This is a genomic window from Sphingobium fuliginis (genome assembly GCF_015074805.1).
Classification (GTDB): domain Bacteria; phylum Pseudomonadota; class Alphaproteobacteria; order Sphingomonadales; family Sphingomonadaceae; genus Sphingobium; species Sphingobium fuliginis.
This window is the reverse complement of record NZ_CP060035.1, coordinates 1,058,373-1,077,899: the sequence shown is the minus strand read 5'-3', so window position 1 is coordinate 1,077,899 and position 19,527 is coordinate 1,058,373. Positions and strand designations below refer to the sequence as shown.

General features: G+C 66.1%; 13 protein-coding genes. 6 read left to right on the top strand and 7 right to left on the bottom strand.

Annotated elements, in window-relative coordinates; translation table 11 throughout:
* Positions 1 to 115: 115 nt before the first annotated feature.
* Positions 116 to 2,167: a PQQ-dependent dehydrogenase, methanol/ethanol family gene (locus H5V43_RS05050; RefSeq protein WP_373886313.1), complete on the bottom strand. Its 2,052-nt coding sequence runs from the start codon at positions 2,165 to 2,167 to the stop codon at positions 116 to 118.
* Positions 2,168 to 2,336: 169 nt separating this feature from the next.
* Between H5V43_RS05050 and H5V43_RS05045 the strand changes: the two genes are divergently transcribed.
* Genes H5V43_RS05045 through H5V43_RS05035 form a run of 3 tightly spaced genes read left to right on the top strand, consistent with a single transcriptional unit; the run spans position 2,337 to position 4,728 of the window.
* Positions 2,337 to 3,107: an enoyl-CoA hydratase/isomerase family protein gene (locus H5V43_RS05045; protein ID WP_025548093.1), complete on the top strand. Its 771-nt coding sequence runs from the start codon at positions 2,337 to 2,339 to the stop codon at positions 3,105 to 3,107.
* A 5-nt stretch (positions 3,108 to 3,112) separates the two neighbouring features.
* Entirely contained in the window at positions 3,113 to 3,538 is a 426-nt protein-coding gene (locus H5V43_RS05040; protein WP_193666787.1) for a Zn-ribbon domain-containing OB-fold protein, read from the top strand.
* 2 nt (positions 3,539 to 3,540) lie between these two features.
* Positions 3,541 to 4,728 (top strand): thiolase family protein, encoded by a 1,188-nt coding sequence (locus tag H5V43_RS05035; protein WP_193666786.1) that lies wholly within the window; start codon positions 3,541 to 3,543, stop codon positions 4,726 to 4,728.
* Here H5V43_RS05035 and glgX read toward each other — a convergent pair.
* From glgX to H5V43_RS05005, 6 genes are all read right to left on the bottom strand, one after another.
* Positions 4,708 to 6,576 (bottom strand): glycogen debranching protein GlgX, encoded by a 1,869-nt coding sequence (glgX, locus tag H5V43_RS05030; protein WP_025548090.1) that lies wholly within the window; start codon positions 6,574 to 6,576, stop codon positions 4,708 to 4,710. The two genes, H5V43_RS05035 and glgX, sit on opposite strands and share 21 nt — an antisense overlap.
* Positions 6,573 to 8,021 carry a glycogen synthase GlgA gene (gene glgA, locus H5V43_RS05025; RefSeq protein WP_025548088.1) on the bottom strand — a complete coding sequence of 483 codons (1,449 nt, stop codon included), beginning with the start codon at positions 8,019 to 8,021 and terminating at the stop codon, positions 6,573 to 6,575. The genes glgX and glgA overlap by 4 nt, the downstream gene beginning before the upstream one ends.
* A gap of 15 nt (positions 8,022 to 8,036) precedes the next feature.
* Positions 8,037 to 9,296 (bottom strand): glucose-1-phosphate adenylyltransferase, encoded by a 1,260-nt coding sequence (gene glgC / locus H5V43_RS05020; RefSeq protein ID WP_025548086.1) that lies wholly within the window; start codon positions 9,294 to 9,296, stop codon positions 8,037 to 8,039.
* A gap of 50 nt (positions 9,297 to 9,346) precedes the next feature.
* Positions 9,347 to 11,509, bottom strand: coding sequence for a 1,4-alpha-glucan branching protein GlgB (gene glgB, locus H5V43_RS05015; RefSeq protein WP_025548085.1), 2,163 nt, complete (start codon positions 11,507 to 11,509; stop codon positions 9,347 to 9,349).
* An 18-nt stretch (positions 11,510 to 11,527) separates the two neighbouring features.
* A complete protein-coding gene (locus H5V43_RS05010; protein ID WP_025548083.1) occupies positions 11,528 to 13,996 on the bottom strand; it encodes a glycogen/starch/alpha-glucan phosphorylase in 2,469 nt (822 codons plus the stop codon).
* Between the two features lie 88 nt (positions 13,997 to 14,084).
* Positions 14,085 to 15,290, bottom strand: a complete 1,206-nt coding sequence (locus H5V43_RS05005; RefSeq protein ID WP_025548081.1) for a serine hydrolase domain-containing protein — start codon at positions 15,288 to 15,290, stop codon at positions 14,085 to 14,087.
* A gap of 236 nt (positions 15,291 to 15,526) precedes the next feature.
* Between H5V43_RS05005 and H5V43_RS05000 the strand changes: the two genes are divergently transcribed.
* From H5V43_RS05000 to H5V43_RS04990, 3 genes are read left to right on the top strand one after another with little or no spacing between them, the layout of a single operon-like run.
* Positions 15,527 to 16,039: an RNA polymerase sigma factor gene (locus tag H5V43_RS05000; RefSeq protein WP_025548079.1), complete on the top strand. Its 513-nt coding sequence runs from the start codon at positions 15,527 to 15,529 to the stop codon at positions 16,037 to 16,039.
* 55 nt (positions 16,040 to 16,094) lie between these two features.
* Positions 16,095 to 17,027 (top strand): FecR family protein, encoded by a 933-nt coding sequence (locus H5V43_RS04995; RefSeq protein ID WP_025548077.1) that lies wholly within the window; start codon positions 16,095 to 16,097, stop codon positions 17,025 to 17,027.
* Positions 17,011 to 19,458, top strand: coding sequence for a TonB-dependent receptor (locus tag H5V43_RS04990; RefSeq protein WP_099185806.1), 2,448 nt, complete (start codon positions 17,011 to 17,013; stop codon positions 19,456 to 19,458). The genes H5V43_RS04995 and H5V43_RS04990 overlap by 17 nt, the downstream gene beginning before the upstream one ends.
* Positions 19,459 to 19,527: the final 69 nt, after the last annotated feature.

Genomic DNA, 19,527 nt, shown 5'->3' with positions numbered 1-19,527 from the left:
GCGGGATTGGATGATGGTGCAAATTCATCGTCTTCATGACGCATGAACCCCGCCCCGCCCGAAGGCGAAGCGGGGCTGCCATACGCCCGTAAAGCGGGTGGGACCTGCATCCGCGTCACTTGCCCTTGGGCGCGGTTTCGCGCGCGCGCTGACGGATATAGTGCCGTAGCCCTTCCAGTTCCGCGTCGCTCAACTGCGCAAAGGACCCCATGCCCCGCGACATCAGGGCGCCGTCATGCACCACCGACCTGAAGGTTTCAGCGTCCAGCGGCACGCCCGACTTGCGCAGGTCCGGCGCCGCGCCGCCCGCGACCATGCCCGAACCATGGCAGATGATGCAGCTGCTGTTGTAGATGCCCGCCCCCACTTTCGCCTTGTCGGCGTCCACCACGAAGGCCGGATCGTCCTGGATCGGTTCGTCCACGGGATCGACCCTGGGCAGCTTCCTGGCCCCGCCGATGGTGAAGGTCAGCAATCGCCGCTGCTGCTGGCGATAATCCCAATTGGGCGAATTGGCGAAGCTGCTGCGGAAGCCGGTGATGACGCTGACATATTGCCGGCCGCCGACCGAATAGCTGATCGGCGCGGAAAGTATGCCGTTCTGCGCCGGCCAGGACCAGAGCTTGCGCCCCGTCGTCGCGGAAAAGGCGTTGAACATGCCGTCATTGGTGCCCTGGAACACCAGATTGCCCGCCGTAGCCAGCGTACCGCCGTTGAACACGCCCGGCTGGGGCACGGACCAGGCGATCCTGTTGTTGGCGACGTCATAGGCGACCAGCTTGCTCGTCGCGGCGGGCGGGACGAGGTTGGCGGGCGGAGCCCCCAGGCCGGTATTCACCATCATGCCGGGCTTGTAGGTCCAGCCCTTCACATTGGCCGGATCGACGAAGACCCGGCCGCCCTCCATCACCGGGATATAGCTGTAGCCGGTCTTCGGGCTGAACGACATGGCCTGTATGCCGTGCGCGCCATTGGGGAAGGGGTACATCATGAACGGCTTACCGTCGGGATATTGCGCCTCCGGGTTGATCTCCGGCCGACCCGTCACGGGATCGATGCGCTTGGCCCAATTCTGCCTGGCGAACTCGCCCGCCTGGATGAACTTGCCGGTTTCGCGGTCGATGGCATAGAAGAAGCCGTTCTTCGGCGCGTGCAGCAGCACGGACCGCATCCGGCCGCCGATCATGACATCGGCCAGTTCGATGTCCATGGCGTCGTTCCAGTCATGGCTGTTTTCAGGATTGACCTGATAGTGCCAGACATATTCGCCGGTCTTCACGTCCAGCGCGACGATGGAGGAGAGGTAGAGATTGTCGCCGCCGCCGGGGCTGCGGATCTTGATGTTCCACGGAAAGCCGTTGCCGGTGCCGATATAGATGCGGTCATATTTCGCGTCATAGGCCATGGCGTGCCAGACGGAGCCGCCCCCGCCCCATTTCCACCATTGCCCGCTCCAGGTCTTGGCGGCTGCCTCCATCGCCTTGTTCTCGAAACCCTTGGCCGGATCGCCGGGCACGACATACCAGCGCCAGGCTTTCTTGCCGGTCTTGATGTCATAGGCGGTGACATAGCCACGCGTCGGACTGTAGTCCGCGCCCCCGAAGCCGATCACCACCTTGTCGCCGGCGACCCATGGCGGGCCGGTGATATAGCCGCCCTCCGCCTCGTCCAGCGTCTTGACCGACCAGCGCGGCTTGCCCGTCCCGGCGTCTATCGCGATCAGGCGGCCTTCGCGGGTGGCGGTGAAGATCGTGCCGTCCTTATAGGCGATGCCCCGCGTGCCCCATCCCGCGCGCATCCGCCATTTGGCTTCCGGCTGACTGGCGACGTCGGGATCATATTGCCATAGCAGCTTGCCGGTTCGCGCATCGACCGCGTGAACGACGCTGAGTCCTACCGCGAAATAGATGACGCCATTGACGGCCAGAGGCTGGGTATAGCTGTCGAAACTGTCGACATCATAGGACCAGGCAAGGCCGAGCTTTCCGACATTCTGCTCCCGGATCTGCGCGAGCGGGCTGTAATGCTGTTCCTTGTCGTCGCCGCCGAAGCTGGACCAGTTGGCCCCGGCCGGAGACGCGCTCTCCGCCGAGCGGGAAACCACCCCCGTGGAGAACGCGAGCAGCGCGGCGCCCGCCGCCATGACCGTAAAACCTGCCTTCCTCATCGATCTCCCATCCTCCGTCCGGGCGCCCAAATGCCGCCTTTTATTGCACCATCGTGCAATATTGTGCCGTTGTCAACGCGACTCAGCGATTGACAGGACGGAATTTCCCCATTTAATATTGCACCAAAGATCATATTTAGGAGAAGGACGTGCGCCGCAGCGCCCCGTCATGACCGTCCGGATCGCAAGCCAGGGCCGCGTCGGCATCGTGACGCTCGATCAGCCCGGACGGGCGAACGCCTTTACCATGGCCATGCGGGAGGAAATCTGGCGCGCCTTCGATGATCTGGCGGAGGATGAGGATGTTCGCGCCGTCATCCTGACGGGCGCGAACGGGCAATATTGCTCCGGCGCGGATACCGGGGACATGGGCCATCAGGGCACGGCCGCATTCCTGCGCCGGATGCGCTGGCTGCACCGGATGGTGAAGGCGGTCGCCGGCATCCGCAAACCGGTGATCGCGGCGGTGGACGGCGCCTGCGTAGGCGCCGGCTGGAGCTTGGCGCTGGCCTGCGACATCGTCATCGCCACGCCGCAAGCGCGCTTCTGCCAGAGCTTTGCGCGGATCGGATATGTGCCGGACGCAGGCGCCGTGTGGCAGCTCAGCCGGTTGGTCGGGCCGATGCGCGCCAAGGAAATCGTCTATTCCGCCCGCATGGTCGACGCGCAGGAGGCCTTGCGGCTGGGGCTGGTGCTGGAACTGGTGGAAAGCGAAGCGCTGATCGCGCGTGCGCTGGAACTGGCGGCATCCCTGGCCGAGGGCCCCACGCTGGCGATCGGCATGGCGAAGCGGCAGTTCGAGGCCGCGCCGGGCCTGTCGCTGGATCAGTATCTGGAACTGGAATTCGCCATGCAGCCGCTGATGGCGACGACGCAGGACCATCGGGAAGGCTTGGCGGCTGCGCGGGAGAAACGGTCGCCGCATTTCGGGGGCTCATGAAACCGATGCCGCAAACCGCCTCCCCGCAACGGCCGCTTCCCCTTCCCGATCCGCTTTCGGAACCCTTCTGGGCTGCGGCGCGGCGGCACGAGCTGCATATGCAGAAATGCGACGCCTGCGGCCGGATGGCCTATCCGCCGGAGGTCGCCTGCCGGAACTGCGGCGGCGCCGGTTTGGGCTTCACGCCGCTATCGGGACGCGCGACGCTGCATAGCTGGACCGTGCTGCACGACCCGCCCTCGCCCGGCTTTCGCGACCGGCTGCCCGTCATCCTGGCGGTGGTCGAACTGGAGGAGCAGGCGCGCCTGTTGATGAGCGGCAACCTTGTGGACATCGCCGCCGATGCGCTGCGCATCGGCCTCCCCCTCGAAGCGCGGTTCGAGGACGTGACCGAGGACTGCACGCTGGTGCAGTTCGGCCCGGCGCGCTGACCATGTGGGACCATCGGGACGAGGTGGCCGTCGCCGGGCTGGGCTATAGCAGGCTGGAACGCCGGTCGGACCGGAGCCTGGCCGCGCTGACGCTGGAGGCGTGCGACGCCGCGCTGGCCGATGCCGGATTGCGGCGCGGCGATCTGGACGGCATCGCCACATCCCCCGCCATGCCGCGCTATGGCGGGCGCAAGGGCGTGGACGAAGGGATCGACGTCGTGACGCCCTGGTATCTGGCGGGATTGCTGGGGGTCGCTCCGGCCATCCGGTGGATCGGCTCCACCAACGGCATGGTGACGCAGAGCGTCATCGACGGCGCGCTCGCCATATCAGGCGGGCTTTGCGACCATGTGCTGGTCTATCGCGCGCTGCATGTGCCCGACGGGCGCTATGTGAATTTCGAATCGGCCCATGCGGTGGGAGGCGACCAGTATCTGGCGCCCTATGGCTTCAGCATGCCGCCGGCCTGGGCCGCCGTGGCGCTGCGCCGCTATTTTGCGCTTCATGGTTATGACCGGGCGGATTTCGCGCCTTATATCGCCCGGAACCGCGCCAATGCGCAACGCAACCCCAATGCCTATTGGCGAGGCAAGACGATCACGGTGGAGGATTATCTCGCCGCCCGGATGATCGCCGATCCCATATCCATCCTCGATTGCGACATTCCGGTCGATGGCTGCTGCGCGATGATCCTGACCTCCACCCAACGGGCGCGGCATTTGCGCCGGCCGCCTGCCTTGCTCACCGGCTTCGCGGCCTCCGCCCATCAGGGCGCGGGAGGCATGCCGATGAACCTTGAGGATATGTGGGACGGCGCGAAGGATGTGGCGCGCCGGCTGTGGGAGGCGACCGGGCTGTCCCCGGCGGATGTGGACAATGCGCAGCTTTATGACGGTTTCAGCGTGCTGGTGCTGACCTGGCTGGAGGGCATGGGTTTCTGCCGCGACGGCGAAGGACTGGCCTTCCTGCGCGAGGGGCATGGCGATCCGGACGGACGCCTGCCGATCAATACCGGCGGCGGAGCCCTGGGCGAAGGGCGGCTGCACGGCATGACCCAGCTTGCCGAGGCGGTCGCGCAGGTCACGGACCGTGCGGGCGAGCGGCAGGTGCCGGGGGCCTCGCGGGCGTTGGCGACGATCTCCAACGGCCTCGCCAAATCGACCGCCTTCCTATTCAGCCGGGATGGGTAGGACCGTTCGGGCGGGAATGTGCACCGCGCCGAAGTCATGCGGCCGGTCGTCGCCATTGATGAAGACGGTGAAGCCCGATCGCCGGAAGCGCATGGCCAGGCAGCGGCGATCCGGGTCTTCCCATTGCACGACGGTCATCGGCTGGCCCCGCTCGTCGAGCCACTCGACATCCGTTTCCGAGAGCCAGCCCGCGTCGCTGAAGTCCGGCGTCGACGCCCGCATGTCGGCAAGCGCGAACGCATGCGCCTCTATGTCCCGGTCGCGGCCCTGCCAGTCGACCCAGCCGATTGCATTATCCTGCGCATAGGCGTTGTTGTTGCCCTGCTGCGTCCGGCCGAACTCGTCGCCTGCGGTAAGCATGATCCCGCCGCGCGAACAGAACAGCGTGCCGAGCAGCGCCTTGATGTCGCGCCGCCGCGCTGCCCGAATGGCCTGATCGGCGGTCGCGCCCTCGATGCCGTTGTTCCAGCTGAAATTTTCGCCATGGCCGTCGCGGTTCTGCTCGCCATTGGCTTCGTTGTGGCGATGGTCATAGGCGGTCACATCCGCCAGCGTGAAGCCGTCATGGGCGGCCAGAAAATTGACGGTGCGCGTTGCCGGATCGGCATGGAAAATGTCGGACGATCCCGCGATGCGGGTCGCAAGCGCGCCGGTCATGCCGCGATCCCCGCGCCAGAAGCGGCGCATGTCGTCGCGATAGCGGTCGTTCCATTCCAGCCAGCGCGCCCCGAAACGGCCGAGCTGATAACCGCCGGGGCCGATGTCCCACGGTTCCGCGATCAGGATGCGGTCGGACAGCAGCGGATCGTCGCGCATGGCCCTCAGCAATGGCGCCTCGCTGTCGAAACCCGTCGGCAGGCGCCCCAGCGCGGGAGCGAGGTCGAAGCGGAAGCCGTCGACTCCCGCTAAGCCGACGAAATGGCGCAGCGATGCCAGGATCAGCCGCTGCGCGACGGGATGGTTGCAGTCGATGCTGTTGCCCGTGCCCGTATCGTTGATCAGGCGGCCATCGGGTTCATGCCGGAAATAGCTGCGCGCATCCAGGCCGCGGAGCGACAGGGTCGGGCCCTCGCGGTCGCTTTCCCCGTCATGATTATAGACCATGTCGAGAATCACGCCGATTCCGGCCGCATGCAGCGCATCCACCGCGCCACGCAGTTCCGCCATGCCGCCCGGCGCCAGCCGGGGATCGAGCGCGAAATAGCTGACCGGATTATAACCCCAGGCATTGCGCAGTCCCAGCGGCGCCAGATGCCGTTCGTCGATCCAGGCGTTGATCGGCATCAGTTCGATGGCGGAGACGTGCAGGCGGCGCAGATGCTCGATCACGGCGGGGTGCCCAAGGGCCGCGATGGTGCCGCGCTGCGCCTCCGGAATGTCGGGATGCAGCATGGTGAAGCCGCGGACCTGAACCTCATAGATCAGCCCGCCGGACCGGAAGATCGGCGGTTCCGGGGGCGCCAAGGGAAACGGCGCGGACACCACCCCCTTGGGCATCAAGCCTGCCGTGTCGCTGCCTTTGCCGCGCGGTGCGGCCAGCATCGGATCATAGGCGAACGGCCGGTCGATGGCCGGCGCATAGGGATCGAGCAGCAGCTTGTCCGGATCGAACCACAGCCCCGCATCCGGATCATGGGGACCGTCGGCGCGCAGGCCATAGCGGGCACCCTCCCCCACGCCGGGCGCATCGACGGACCAGATGTCCTCGCCCTCCCTTGCCATGGGCAGGCGCGTTTCGCGATCCCGGGCATCGAACAGGCACAGCCAGAGCCGGTCCGCATCGGGCGCATGGACCCGGAAACGGGTTCCGCGGCCGTGCATGCCCGGACCCAGCGGCTGCGGGCTCATACGGTGGTCCGGACCAGTGCGCGGAACAGTTCCGCATAGCGCGCCGCGCTGTGGGTCCAGGAGAAATCGGCGCGCATGCCGGCGCGCTGCATCGCCTGCCATGTCGGCCGATGCGCGTGAAGCCGGATGGTGCGCGCAATCGCTCCATGCAGGGCAAGCGGATCGGACGGCGGGAAGACGATGCCGGTCGCCACGCCCGCGCCGATGGCGGCCTCATTGGCGTCGATCACCGTGTCCGCCAGCCCGCCGACCCGCGCCACCACCGGCACGCAGCCATAGCGAAGGCCGTAAAGCTGAGTCAGGCCGCAGGGTTCGAAGCGGGAAGGGATCAATATGGCGTCGGCGCCCGCCTGCATCAGGTGCGACAGCGGCTCGTCATAGCCGATCCGAGCGCCCACCCGCCCGCGATGCCGGTCCGCCGCCGCCAGGAACGCGCCCTCCAGCAGATGGTCGCCCGACCCCAGAAGGGCAAGCTTGCCGCCCAGCCCCACCAGATGGTCGATGGCGTCCATCACCATGTCCATGCCCTTCTGCCAGGTGAGGCGGCTGACGATGATGAAGATCGGCGCGTCGTCGCGGTCGAGGCCGAACTGCGTTTCGAGGACGCGGCGGCTGGCGCCGCGTCCGCCAAGCGCCCGCGCGCTGAAGGGTTTGGCGATCAGGGGATCGGCGGCGGGATCCCATATGGCGGTATCGACGCCGTTCAATATGCCGTGCAGCCTGTCGGACCGGCCGTTGATCAGGCCGTCCAGCCCCATGCCATGCATCGGGGAGCGGATTTCGTCGGCATAGGTGGGGCTGACCGTGGTGATGGCATCGGCCGAGACAAGCCCTGCCTTCAGATAACCCGTGCCGCCATAATATTCGACCCCGTCCACGCCCCAGGCTTCGGGCGGCAGGCCGAGCTGGGGAAAGACATCCGCGCCGAAACGTCCCTGGAAGGCAAGGTTGTGGATCGTCACCACCCTGGGCACGGCGTGAGCCGGCCCGAAGCGCATATAGGCGGCGGTCATTGCCGCCTGCCAGTCATGCGCATGGACCAGGTCGGGCCGCCAGCCCTTCACCCCTTCGGCCGCCATGTCCGCGCCGGCACGCGACAGGGCGGCGAAGCGTTTCCAGTTGTCGGGCCATTCGCCGCCGCCCGCATCGCCATAAGGGCCGCCTTCCCGCGCGAAGAAGTCCGGGGCATCCAGCACCAGCAGGTCGAGGTCGCCCAGCTTCGCCGCCAGCACCGCCGCCGGCGCGCCGAACAGCGCGTCATAACGGCGCAGCAGCTTCGCCTTGCCCAGGCGCGAAAGAACCGCCGGATAGCCCGGCACCAGCGTCCTGACCCCAATGCCATGCCCCGCCAGCGCGCCCGGCAAGGCGCCCGCCACATCGGCCAGCCCCCCGGTCTTCACCAGCGGATAGATTTCGGACGTGACCGAAAGCACCCGCATCGCCATTCCCCCGCCCAAGTTTCAGTCCGCCAGCCGTTCGATCATATATTGGGTGATCAGCGTCACGCCGCTTTCGGTCCGCCGGAAACGCTGCGCGTCATGCTCCGGATGTTCTCCGACGATCAGGCCGGGCGGGATGATCACGCCTGAATCCAGCACGCACTTGTGCAGCCGCGCACCGCGCCCGATCACGCAGTCGGGCATGATGACGCTTTCCGTCACGGACGAGAAGCTGTGCGTGCGCACCCCGGTGAACAACAGGCTGCGGTGGAGCGACGATCCCGACACGATGCACCCGCCCGCGATCAGGGAGGATGTGGCGGAACCGCGCCGTCCCTCCTCATTGTGCACGAATTTCGCCGGCGGGGTGACTTCGGAATAGGTCCAGAGCGGCCAGCTCCGGTCGTAGAGGTCGAGCGAGGGCACCACGTCGGTCAGGTCGATATTCGCCTGCCAATAGGCGTCGATGGTGCCGACGTCGCGCCAATAGGGCACCGGTTCGCTCTCTGCGCGGACGCAACTGCTGGAGAAGCGGTGGGCGACGGCTTTGCCATGCTTGACGATGTGCGGGATGATGTCGCCCCCGAAATCGCGCTTGCTGTCCGGATCGTCCGCATCGCGCCGCAGTTCCTCGATCAAAAGGGCGGTGCGGAAGACGTAGATGCCCATGGACGCCAGCGCCATGCCCGGGCTGCCGGGAATGTGCGGCGGGTTCTTCGGCTTCTCGACAAAGGCGGTGATCACGTCCTGCTCGTCCACATGCATGACGCCGAAGCCGCTGGCTTCCTTCACCGGCACCTCCATGCAGCCGACGGTGACGTCCGCGCCGCTGTCGACATGCTGCTGGAGCATCAGCTCATAGTCCATCTTGTACACATGGTCGCCCGCCAGGATGACCATATATTCCGGCGCATAGCTTTCGATGATGTCGATATTCTGGAACACCGCGTCGGCCGTGCCCTCATACCATTGGCTTTCCGACACGCGCTGGCTGGCGGGCAGGATGTCGAAGCTCTCGTTACGCTCCGTCCGGAAGAAGTTCCAGCCGCGCTGCAGATGCCGGATCAGCGAATGCGCCTTATACTGCGTCGCGACGCCGATGCGCCTGATGCCGCTGTTGAGCGCGTTGGAAAGGGCGAAGTCGATGATCCGCGCCTTGCCCCCGAAATGCACCGCGGGCTTGGCGCGCCGGTCGGTCAACTCGGCCAGGCGACTGCCCCTGCCGCCGGCCAGAACATAGGCCATGGCGTCACGGGCGATCGGCTGGTGTCTTGGCTGCATCGCCCTCTTCTCCTTCATGCTCGCGAGCGCTCGGTTTCCGCCCGTCGGTTTCAATAGTCCAGTTCCAGCATCAACGTTCCAAGCGGCGGAATGGTGACATTGGCCCATCCTTCCTCATCCGCGACGACAATTCCCATATTTCCCGCGCCGCTGCCGCCATAATCCGCCGCATCGCTGTTGATGATCTCGCGCCAGCGGCCGCCGGAGGGCAGGCGCATCCTGTAGCCGTGGCGCAAGGTCGGCGTGAAGTGGCTGATGACGACGATGGGCGATACGCCGGGCGCGCGCCGGACCCAGGCGAAGACCGAATCCGCCGCCGCGTCGACCAGCACCCATTCGAAACCCTCCGGCTCGCAATCGCGGGCATGCAGCGCCGGGCGGGAACGATAGAGGCGGTTGAGGTCGCTCACCAGCAACTGCACGCCCCGATGCGGCGCGTGATCGAGCAGGTGCCAGTCGAGCGCCCGCGCTTCGCTCCATTCGGCCCGCTGCGCGAATTCCTGCCCCATGAACAGCAGCTTCTTGCCCGGATAGCCCCACATCATGGCGTAATAGGCGCGCAGGGTCGCGAATTTCTGCCAGTCGTCGCCCGGCATCTTGTGCAGCAGGGACGCCTTGCCATGCACCACCTCGTCATGGCTGAGCGCCAGCACGAAATTCTCCGTAAAGGCGTAGAGCAGGCCGAAGGTGATGTCGTCATGATGATGGGCGCGGTGCACCGGATCGCGCGCCAGATAACGCAGCGTGTCGTGCATGAAGCCCATATTCCATTTGAAACCGAAGCCCAGGCCCCCTTCATGGACGGGGTGGGACACCTTCGGCCAGCTCGTCGACTCCTCGGCAATGGTCATGACGCCGGCATGGGTGCCGTAGAGCGCCTTGTTCATCTGCCGCAGGAAATCGACCGCCTCCACATTCTCCCGCCCACCCTGGCTGTTGGGAATCCACTCCCCTTCCTTGCGGCTGTAATCGAGGTAGAGCATCGAGGCGACGGCATCGACGCGAAGCCCGTCGACATGGTAGCGCTCCGCCCAGAAGAGGGCGTTGTTGACCAGATATTGCGCCACCTCCCGCCGGCCGAAATTGTAGATCGCCGTGTTCCAGTCGGGATGGAAGCCCTTGCGCGGATCGGCATGCTCATAAAGGGCGGTGCCGTCGAAATGGGCCAGCCCGTGGGCGTCGGTCGGGAAATGGGCGGGCACCCAGTCGAGGATCACGCCCACTCCCGCCCGGTGCGCGCCGTCGACGAAGCGGGCAAAGCCTTCCGGATCGCCAAAGCGCGCGGTCGGCGCGTAAAGGCCCGTGGTCTGATAGCCCCAGCTAGGATCATAGGGAAATTCGCTGATCGGCAGGAATTCGATATGGGTGAAGCCCATGCCGACCACATAGGGGATCAGCCGGTGGGCAAGGTCATCCCAACTCAGGAAATTTCCATCATCGTCGCGCTGCCATGAACCGGCGTGCACCTCATAGACGGAAATGGGTTCGCGGCGCGGATCGGCCCTTTGCCAATAGTCGCGGTGGCGCTCATCGCCCCAGTCATGGTCGGGCACCGCCGCCACGATGGAGGCCGTGGCGGGCCGCAGTTCGGAGCGGAAGGCGAAGGGATCGGCCTTCAGCGGCAGGACCGTCCCGTCAGGCCCGACAATCTCATATTTATAGGCGCTGCCCACCCCCACTTCGGGCAGGAAGATTTCCCATATTCCCGCATCCTGCCGCCGCCGCATCGGCGCCCGGCGCCCGTCCCAGCGGTTGAAGTCGCCCACCACCGACACCCGCTGCGCATTGGGCGCCCAGACCGCGAAATGCGTGCCCCCCACCCCTTCATGGGTGATGAGGTGCGCGCCCATCTTGTCGAACAGCCGGGCATGAGACCCTTCGGCAAAATAATAATCGTCCATCGGCCCCAGCACCGGGCCGAAGCTGTAGGGATCGATCAGCGTATATTCGCCGCCATCGGCATAGGTCGCCCGATAGCGCAGGGGCTGGCGCTTGCGCAGGGCAACCTTGCCGAAGAACAGCCCTGCCGGATGGACCCGGTCCAGCGCGCTTGCGGCCTTGCCGTCCAGCCTATAAGCATCGACCCTCACCGCATCGGGCAGGAAGACGCAGGCGGTGAAGCCCTTTTCCGCCGGATGGACGCCAAGCGTCGCGAACGGATCGTCCTCCCGCCCCTCCAGCAGGCGGGCGATCTGTTCCGGGGTCAAGCCCACGCTAGTTCCGGCCTCGCGTCAAACCGGCACCTTCCAGATGTCCGTCGCATATTCCCTGATCGTGCGGTCGGACGAGAACCAGCCCATGCGCGCGACATTGTGGATCGCCTTGCGCGCCCACAGCGTCTGGTCCTGCCATATCCCGTCAACCCTGCGCTGCGCGGCCGAATAGCTGTCGAAATCGGCCGCGACCATGAACCAGTCATGATCGTAGATGCCCTGCACCAGATCCCTGTACCGTCCCGGATCGTCGGGGGAAAAGACGCCGCTCGCGATCGCATCCAGCGCCTGGCCCAGCTCGCGGCTCTGGCCGATCACCTCGCGCGGGTCGTAGCCATGGGCGCGCCGTTCGTTCACCTGGGCGGCGGTGAGGCCGAAGATCACGATATTCTCCTCCCCCACATGGTCGCGCATCTCCACATTGGCGCCGTCGAGCGTGCCGATGGTGAGCGCGCCGTTGACCGCGAACTTCATGTTGCCGGTGCCCGACGCTTCCATGCCAGCGGTCGAAATCTGTTCGGACAGGTCGGCGGCCGGGATCATCATTTCCGCCAGCGACACATTGTAATTGGGCACGAACTGCACCTTCAACAGGCCCTGCACCGCCGGGTCGTGATTGACCGCCCGCGCCACGTCGCCCGCCAGCTTGATGATCAGCTTGGCATTGTGATAGCTGGGCGCCGCCTTGCCGCCGAACAGCTTGACGCGGGGCACCCAATCCTTTTCCGGATGCGACCTTATCTGGTCGTAGAGCGACACCGCCTCGATGATGTTGAGCAACTGCCGCTTATATTCGTGGATGCGCTTGATCTGGATGTCGAACAGGGCCGAAGGATCGATCCGGGCGTTGACCCGCTGGCGCAGCAGATCGGCCAGAGCGACCTTGTTGGCGCGTTTGACGGCCAGGAATTTTTGCTGGAACGCGCTGTCGTCGGCGAAGCGATCCAGTTCCCGCAAGGCTTCGGGATCGTCCATGAAGCGGTCCCCGATCGCTTCCCTGACCAGTTCGAACAGCCCGTGATTGCACTGCATCAGCCAGCGGCGGAAGGTGACGCCATTGGTCTTGTTGTTGATCCGCGCCGGGTAGAGCCGGTGGAAGTCGGCGAACACCGTTTCCTTCATCAATTCGGTGTGCAGCGCGGACACGCCGTTGACGCTGTGCGATCCGGCAAAGGCCAGATTGCCCATGCGCACCCGCCGCTCTCCCCCCTCGTCGATCAGGGAGATGGTGCCGATGGCCCGGTCGTCGAACTGGCCGGATCGCCGCGCCTCCCCCAGCAGGCGGCTGTTCACCGCATAGACGATCTGCATATGCCGGGGCAGCAGCCGTTCGAACAGCGGCACGGGCCAGCTTTCCAGCGCTTCGGGCAGCAGCGTGTGATTGGTGTAGCTGAACGTCCGGCGGGTGATGTCCCACGCCTCGTCGAAATCGACGCCGTGATTGTCGAGGAGTATCCGCATCAACTCCGCCACGGCGACGGCCGGATGAGTGTCGTTGAGCTGGATCGCCGCCTTTTCCGGCAGGGTGCGGATGTCGCCGAAATACTGGATATGCCGCCGGACGATGTCCTGCAGCGACGCGGAGGAGAAGAAATATTCCTGCCGCAGCCGCAATTCCTGCCCCGCGGGCGAACTGTCGGCGGGGTAAAGGACGCGCGTGAGCGCCTCCGCCCGATTGCTTTCCGTCAGCGCGCCCAGATGGTCGCCGGCATTGAAGCGGTCGAGCAGGATCGGGTCTATCGGCTGCGCTTCCCACAGGCGCAGCGTATTGACGCGCTTCCCGCGCCAACCCGCAATGGGGGTGTCATAAGGCGTGGCGATGACGCGCTCGGCCGGCCGCCAGCGCATCTGGTGCGGGCTGGCGTCCTCATTTTCCGACGGGTCGACCCGGCCGCCAAAGCCGATCTCGTAGCTCGCCTCGCGCCGTTCGAATTCCCAGGGATTGCCGTGAGTCAGCCAGGTTTCGGGCAATTCCACCTGCCAGCCGTCCGAAATCTCCTGCCGGAACATGCCGTTCACATAGCGTATGCCATAGCCATAGGCGGGCACGTCCACCGTCGCCATGCTTTCCATGAAGCAGGCCGCCAGCCGCCCCAGGCCGCCATTGCCCAGCGCGGCATCCGGCTCCAGCGCGGCGATGATGTCGATGTCGACGCCCAGCGAACTCAATGCCGCCTGCATGTCGTCCAGCATCTCCATGTTGGACGCCGCGTCGCGCATCAACCGCCCGATCAGGAACTCCAGGCTCAGATAATAGACCCGCCGTCCCTGCTCCTCATAGGTTTTCTCCGTGGAGGCGATCCATGCATCGATCACCCGGTCGCGAATGGCGAGGATCACCGCATGCAGCCAGTCGTGCGGCTTCGCGGCGGTGGCGTTCTTGCCGATCCGGTAGGTCAGCCGCTCTACGATCTCATGGGCAAGGACCTCCGGATCGACCTGCCGGGGAGCGGGCTTCGGGAGGGTGGGTTGGCCTTTCAGGTTCATAAACGTGCCCCTTTTCGCCTTCGAGTCCGGGCGCGATGATGGCACGCCGTCCCGAGGCTCGCCAACAGCAAATTTTGCAGCGCAGCAATTAATCGGCGCGGCTTTCGATGATGGCATGGCGAACACCCTGCCTCAACTCGCGACGGACCGGATGGATGCTTGAGGGAAAATGCTGGGTCATGAAAATGCCGATCAGCCGCTCCACCGGATCGATGAAGAAGAATGTCGAGAACACGCCGCCCCAATAATATTCCTGCGTCCTGAGATCGGTCGCGAAGCCGAGGCCGAAACCCACGCCCGCATAATCCGCCTCGCTGAACATGGAGGAGGACAGGCCGGCGAGATCGCCCCCGCCCGGCAGATGATTGGCATGCATCGCCGCGACCGTTTCCGGCTTCAGCAGCCGCACGCCGTCCAGTTCGCCGCCGCGCAGCAACATGCGGGCGAAGCGATGATAATCCGCCGTGCAGGAGATGAGGCCCCCGCCGCCCGAACGCAGCTTGAGCGGCCGGCGCCACCCGCTGCGTTCGCCCCGGTCGTAGAGCGACAGCGTGCCGTCCTGCGCCCATTGCCAGGCGTCCGTCATCCGCCCGGCGCGATCCTCCGGCAGTTCGAAGAATGTGTCCGGCATGCCCAGCGGATCGAAGATGCGCTCGCGGAAAAATCGCTCCAGGTCGAGGCCGCTCAGCCGCTCCACCACGACGCCCAGCACATCGGTGGACACCGAATAATTCCACCGCTCACCCGGCGAGAACTCCAGCGGCAGCGCGGCCAGCGCGGCGATGAATTCGTCGGAACTGCGTTTCTGCTGGAACTCGTCGAGGCCGAGTTCACGGTAGCGCGCGTCGATGGCCGTCTGCCGCTGCAAACCATAAGTGAGGCCGGATGTGTGCCGCAGCAGGTCGATCATCAGCATCGGGCGGCGCATCCGACCCGCCCCATCGGCCCCGACGGCCAGATCGGCGAATTCCGGCAATATCTTCGTCACCGGATCGTCCAGCGCCACCAGCCCCTGCTCCACCAGCATCATGAAGGCGACCGAGGTCACCGGCTTGGTCATGGAGGCGATGCGGTAAAGCGCGTCATCCCCAAGCGGCTCGCCGGTTGCGCGTGCGGCACCGCTGCGGACCGAGACGATGGGTCGTTCGTCACGCGAAAGGAGCCATTGCATATGGGGCAGCTTGCCCGGGACGACATAGCGTTCATGAACGAAGGCGGCCTGCGCCTGCAATTTCCCGGCATCCATGCCGGATGCCCGCGCCGCCTCCACATCCACCTGCCCGATAAGCTGCATCGATCCTCCTGCCGGCCTGCCCGCTGCCCCTAGAGCAATTTCACCATGAGGGAAAATGCTCTTGTCTTTCGATGCCGCATTTTCCGAGCCGCCGACCTCAAACGGTCAATCCGGAAATGCTCCCGATCAGGCATGGCCGGAGGTAAATGGCAATATCCCCCGGGCCGCTTGCCCGTTGCAACGCCTTCATCGGCCCATTATGGCAACCGCCTGATCCCACTGGACGCAAGCTCTTCATGGCTACCGGCCTATCCGCCATCTTCCTGAACAACCGGCCCGCCCTGCTGCGGTTCCTGCGCGCGCGCGGCGCGGGCGACGAGTCCGAGGATCTGTTGCAGGACATGTGGATGAAGCTGGAGGAGAAGGATCTGGGGCCGATCGCCGATCCCCTGCCCTATCTCTACCGCATGGCGAACAACCTGATGCTGGACCGCTATCGTTCCGCCACCCGCCGCGAACGGCGCGAGCAGGATTGGGCGGAGGGCGCGGGCGGCGTGATGGCCGACCCGTCGGAGGACATCGCCGTGGACGAACGGCTGATCCTGAACGAACGGCTGGAGGAGGCGCGCGCCGTGCTGCAATCCCTGGGGCCGCGTGTCGAGCTGGTGTTCCGCCGCTTCCGCCTGGAGGGCGTCGGGCAAAGGCTGATCGCGGAGGAACTGGGCGTCAGCCTCACCACCGTGGAGAAGGATCTGCAAAAGGCCTATCGCGCCATGATCGCCCTCAAGCAGAAAATGGGTACGGAATGAGGAAGGCGGCGGCGTCTGGCTCAGATGAGGGGCTGACATGAACAGGGCTGAAGCCATGATGAACGAGGAGGCGCTCGGATGGGTCATCCGCACGCGCGATCCCGAATTTGCCGATTGGGAGGCCTTCACCGCATGGCTGGAGGCCGATCCCGTGCATGCGCCCGCCTATGATGCATTGATGGCGGCAGATGCCGATTTGGCAGAGATCGTTCCGTCGGAGCCCGTGACCATGACGGCTCCAGCCAATGATGCGGGCGAGCGCGGCTGGCGCTGGTCCCGATCGCTGATCGGCGGCGGCGCGGTGGCGGCGGCGCTGGTGGCGGCCATATCGGTCGGCATGTGGAACCGCAGCGACATCTACACCGTCACGACCAGGCCCGGCGAAACCCGCACCGTCGCGCTGGACGAGGGCACACGCGTCGAACTGAACGGCGGCACGACCATGCGCTTCGACCGGCATGACGCGCGCTTCGCGGCGCTCGACAGCGGCGAGGCCGCCTTCACCGTCCGGCATGACGCCGCCAATCCCTTCCGCGTCACCGTGGGCGACGCGCTGTTCGAGGATGCGGGCACCGTCTTCAACATCGTCCGCGCCGGCAATGCGACCCGCATCGGCGTGTCGGAGGGCGAGGTCATCTACAATCCGAAGGCGGAAGCCATCGCCCTGCCCGCCGGCCGCGCTCTGATGGAGGATGAGAACGGCCTGCGCGTCATGGACGTCGCCACCGACGCCGTCGCAAGCTGGCGTCAGGGCCGCCTCACCTATGCGAACGCCCCGGTGACGCAGATCAGCGCCGACATCGCCCGCTCACTGGGCGTCCGGCTCACCGCCACCCCCGGCGCGGGGACGATGCGCTTCACCGGAACGATCCGCCTGCACCGCGACCCGGCGCGCTTCTTTGGCCAGGCAGCGCCGCTGATGGGCCTCAGCGCCGTCAGGCAGGGCGACGGCTGGCTGTTGAGGGAGGGGGATGGCCCGCCACGCTGACGTCCTGTTCGTCACCGCCCTCGCCATGATGGCCGCTTCGCCTGGGCAAGCGGCGGAAAGACAGCAGATCAGCATCGCCCCCGGACGGCTGGGCGAGGCGGTGATAGCGCTCGGCCGCCAGACCGGGGCCAGCATCGGCATGTCGGACCAGTCGCTGGCGGGCGTGGCCACTCCCGCCGTGGAGGGACGCCTGTCGGTGGAAGCGGCACTCAAGCGGCTGGTCAAGGGCAGCGGCGCCAGCATCCGGCGTATCGACGCGACCACCTGGCGGATCGTCCGGACGCCGGTGGTGGTGCGCGAGCAGCCCCGCGCCCGCATCGCCCAACCCGCTCCGCAAGCCGCGCCCGAACCGGCCGAGATCATCGTCACCGCATCCAAGCGCGACACCCCGCTTCCCCGCTATGCCGGGATGGTCGATGTGGTGGGCGACGACGCCTTCACCGCCGGGGAGGCGGCCGGCGGCACCGCCAGCCTGATCTTCCGCGTGGCGAGCCTCAGCTCCACCCATGCGGGCACGGGCCGCAACAAGCTGTTCATCCGCGCCATCGCGGACTCCGGCGTCGCCGGACCGACCCAGGCGACGACGGGACAATATCTGGGCGACATGCGCCTCAACTACGCCGCGCCGGACCCGGACCTCCGGCTCTACGACATGCAGGGCGTGGAGGTGCTGGAAGGGCCGCAAGGCACGCTATATGGCGCGGGATCGCTGGGCGGCATCGTGCGCATGATCCCCAATGCGCCCAACCTGGTGCGCGCCGGCGGGCAGGTCTCCGCCGGGCTCAGCGCGACGCAGCATGGCGATCCGGGCGGCGATCTGGCCGCGACGATCAACCTGCCGGTCGTGACGGAGAAGATCGCGCTGCGCATCGTCGGCTATGGCGTGCAGGACGGCGGCTATATCGACGATGTCCTGCGCGACAGGCATGACGTCAACCGCATCCGCACCTATGGCGGCCGCGCCGCGCTCCGTTTCGCGCCGGACGAGAACTGGACCGTCGACCTCACCGGCGTCTTCCAGCGGATCGAGGGCGACGATGCGCAATATGCCGCGAAGGCGATAGGCGACCTCAAGCGCGCCTCCGCCGTCGCCCAGCCCTATTCGTCCGACTATGCGCTCGCCAATCTGCGGGTGGAGCGGCAATGGGACGATCTGCGCTTCGTCTCCTCCACCGGCTTCGTGCGCAACATATTGACGGAAAGCTATGATGCGACGCCTTATGAGATGGCCGGGGCGGACGCGCCCGCCGCCCTGTTCCGGCAAAGGAACAAGGTCGACATCTTCTCGACCGAAAACCGCATCGTCCGCGACCTGGACAATGGCCTGGGCTGGATATTGGGCGCATCCTATCTGGAAAGCACGTCGGATATTCAGCGTTCGCTGACCTCCTATGGAACGGCCCTGATGCAGCCGCAGGTCATTCCCGGCGTGCCGATGTACGGGCGGGGCATGGCCGCGACCTCGACCGGCGTGCACAACCGCATCCGCGAGGCGACGCTCTTCGGCGAATCGTCGTTCGAACCCATGCGCGGCCTGATCGCCACGGTGGGCGGCCGACTGACCAACAGCCGCCTGACCGGCGAGGTGCTGGACCCCATCGCCCTGTTGTCCCTTGCCGCCATCGCACGCGCGGAGGCGCAGGCGAACCGGAGCGAGACGATCTTCCTCCCATCCTTCTCCCTGCTGACCGACGCCTTGCCCGGGACGACCGTCTATGCCCGGTTCCAGCAGGGTTTCCGTCCCGGGGGGCTGGCTGTCGACGACCAGCATATCCAGCGGTTCCGCAACGACCGCGCCTCCACGGTGGAACTGGGCTTCCGCAGGGGAATTCCGGGCATCGATCCGGTCGCGGTCACGGGCAATGTCGCCTATACCAGATGGCGGGACATCCAGGCCGACGTCACCGACCGGATCGGCATTCCCACCACCGCCAATATCGGGGACGGGCGCATCTATACGGTGGAGGGGCGTGTCGCCGTGCGCCCCGCGTCGCGGCTGACGCTGGACGGCAGCATCATCTACAATGACAGCCGCCTCAGCCGCCCGGCGCAATTCCTGCGCCTGCTCTCCTATGAGGGGCAGTCTTTGAGCCTGCCCAATGTCGCCAATTGGGGCGGCCGCATCGGCTTCGACTATCGGGCGCCGGTGGGAGGGGACATGCGGCTCCAACTCAGCGGATCGGCCCGCTATGTCGGCAAGTCGCGCCTGGGCGTGGGGCCGATATTGGGCCGGGAACAGGGCGACTATGTGGACACGGCGCTCAGCGCGGCGCTGACCCATGGGACGGTGCAATGGTCGCTCTCCCTCACCAACCTGCTCGACAGCAGCGGCAACCGCTTCTCGCTGGGCACGCCCTTCGACCTTAGCGGGGATTATGTGACGCCGCTGCGTCCGCGCACTGTCCGGCTTGGCCTGGATTTCGCCTTCTGATCCTGCATCGCATTATTTTTAACTGACGGGACAGGCGTTCCCGCGCCGTCTTCGCCGCATGCGCGCTCA

Bases quoted from the DNA above. Each gene is read 5' to 3' on its own strand.
- H5V43_RS05050 (WP_373886313.1), bottom strand. From the start codon at position 2,167: ATGAGGAAGGCAGGTTTTACGGTCATGGCGGCGGGCGCCGCGCTGCTC.
- H5V43_RS05035 (WP_193666786.1), top strand. From the start codon at position 3,541: ATGTGGGACCATCGGGACGAGGTGGCCGTCGCCGGGCTGGGCTATAGC.
- H5V43_RS04990 (WP_099185806.1), top strand. From the start codon at position 17,011: ATGGCCCGCCACGCTGACGTCCTGTTCGTCACCGCCCTCGCCATGATG.
- H5V43_RS05010 (WP_025548083.1), bottom strand. From the start codon at position 13,996: ATGAACCTGAAAGGCCAACCCACCCTCCCGAAGCCCGCTCCCCGGCAG.
- H5V43_RS05005 (WP_025548081.1), bottom strand. From the start codon at position 15,290: ATGCAGCTTATCGGGCAGGTGGATGTGGAGGCGGCGCGGGCATCCGGC.
- glgA (WP_025548088.1), bottom strand. From the start codon at position 8,021: ATGGCGATGCGGGTGCTTTCGGTCACGTCCGAAATCTATCCGCTGGTG.
- H5V43_RS04995 (WP_025548077.1), top strand. From the start codon at position 16,095: ATGATGAACGAGGAGGCGCTCGGATGGGTCATCCGCACGCGCGATCCC.
- H5V43_RS05000 (WP_025548079.1), top strand. From the start codon at position 15,527: ATGGCTACCGGCCTATCCGCCATCTTCCTGAACAACCGGCCCGCCCTG.
- glgC (WP_025548086.1), bottom strand. From the start codon at position 9,296: ATGCAGCCAAGACACCAGCCGATCGCCCGTGACGCCATGGCCTATGTT.
- glgX (WP_025548090.1), bottom strand. From the start codon at position 6,576: ATGAGCCCGCAGCCGCTGGGTCCGGGCATGCACGGCCGCGGAACCCGT.
- H5V43_RS05045 (WP_025548093.1), top strand. From the start codon at position 2,337: ATGACCGTCCGGATCGCAAGCCAGGGCCGCGTCGGCATCGTGACGCTC.
- H5V43_RS05040 (WP_193666787.1), top strand. From the start codon at position 3,113: ATGCCGCAAACCGCCTCCCCGCAACGGCCGCTTCCCCTTCCCGATCCG.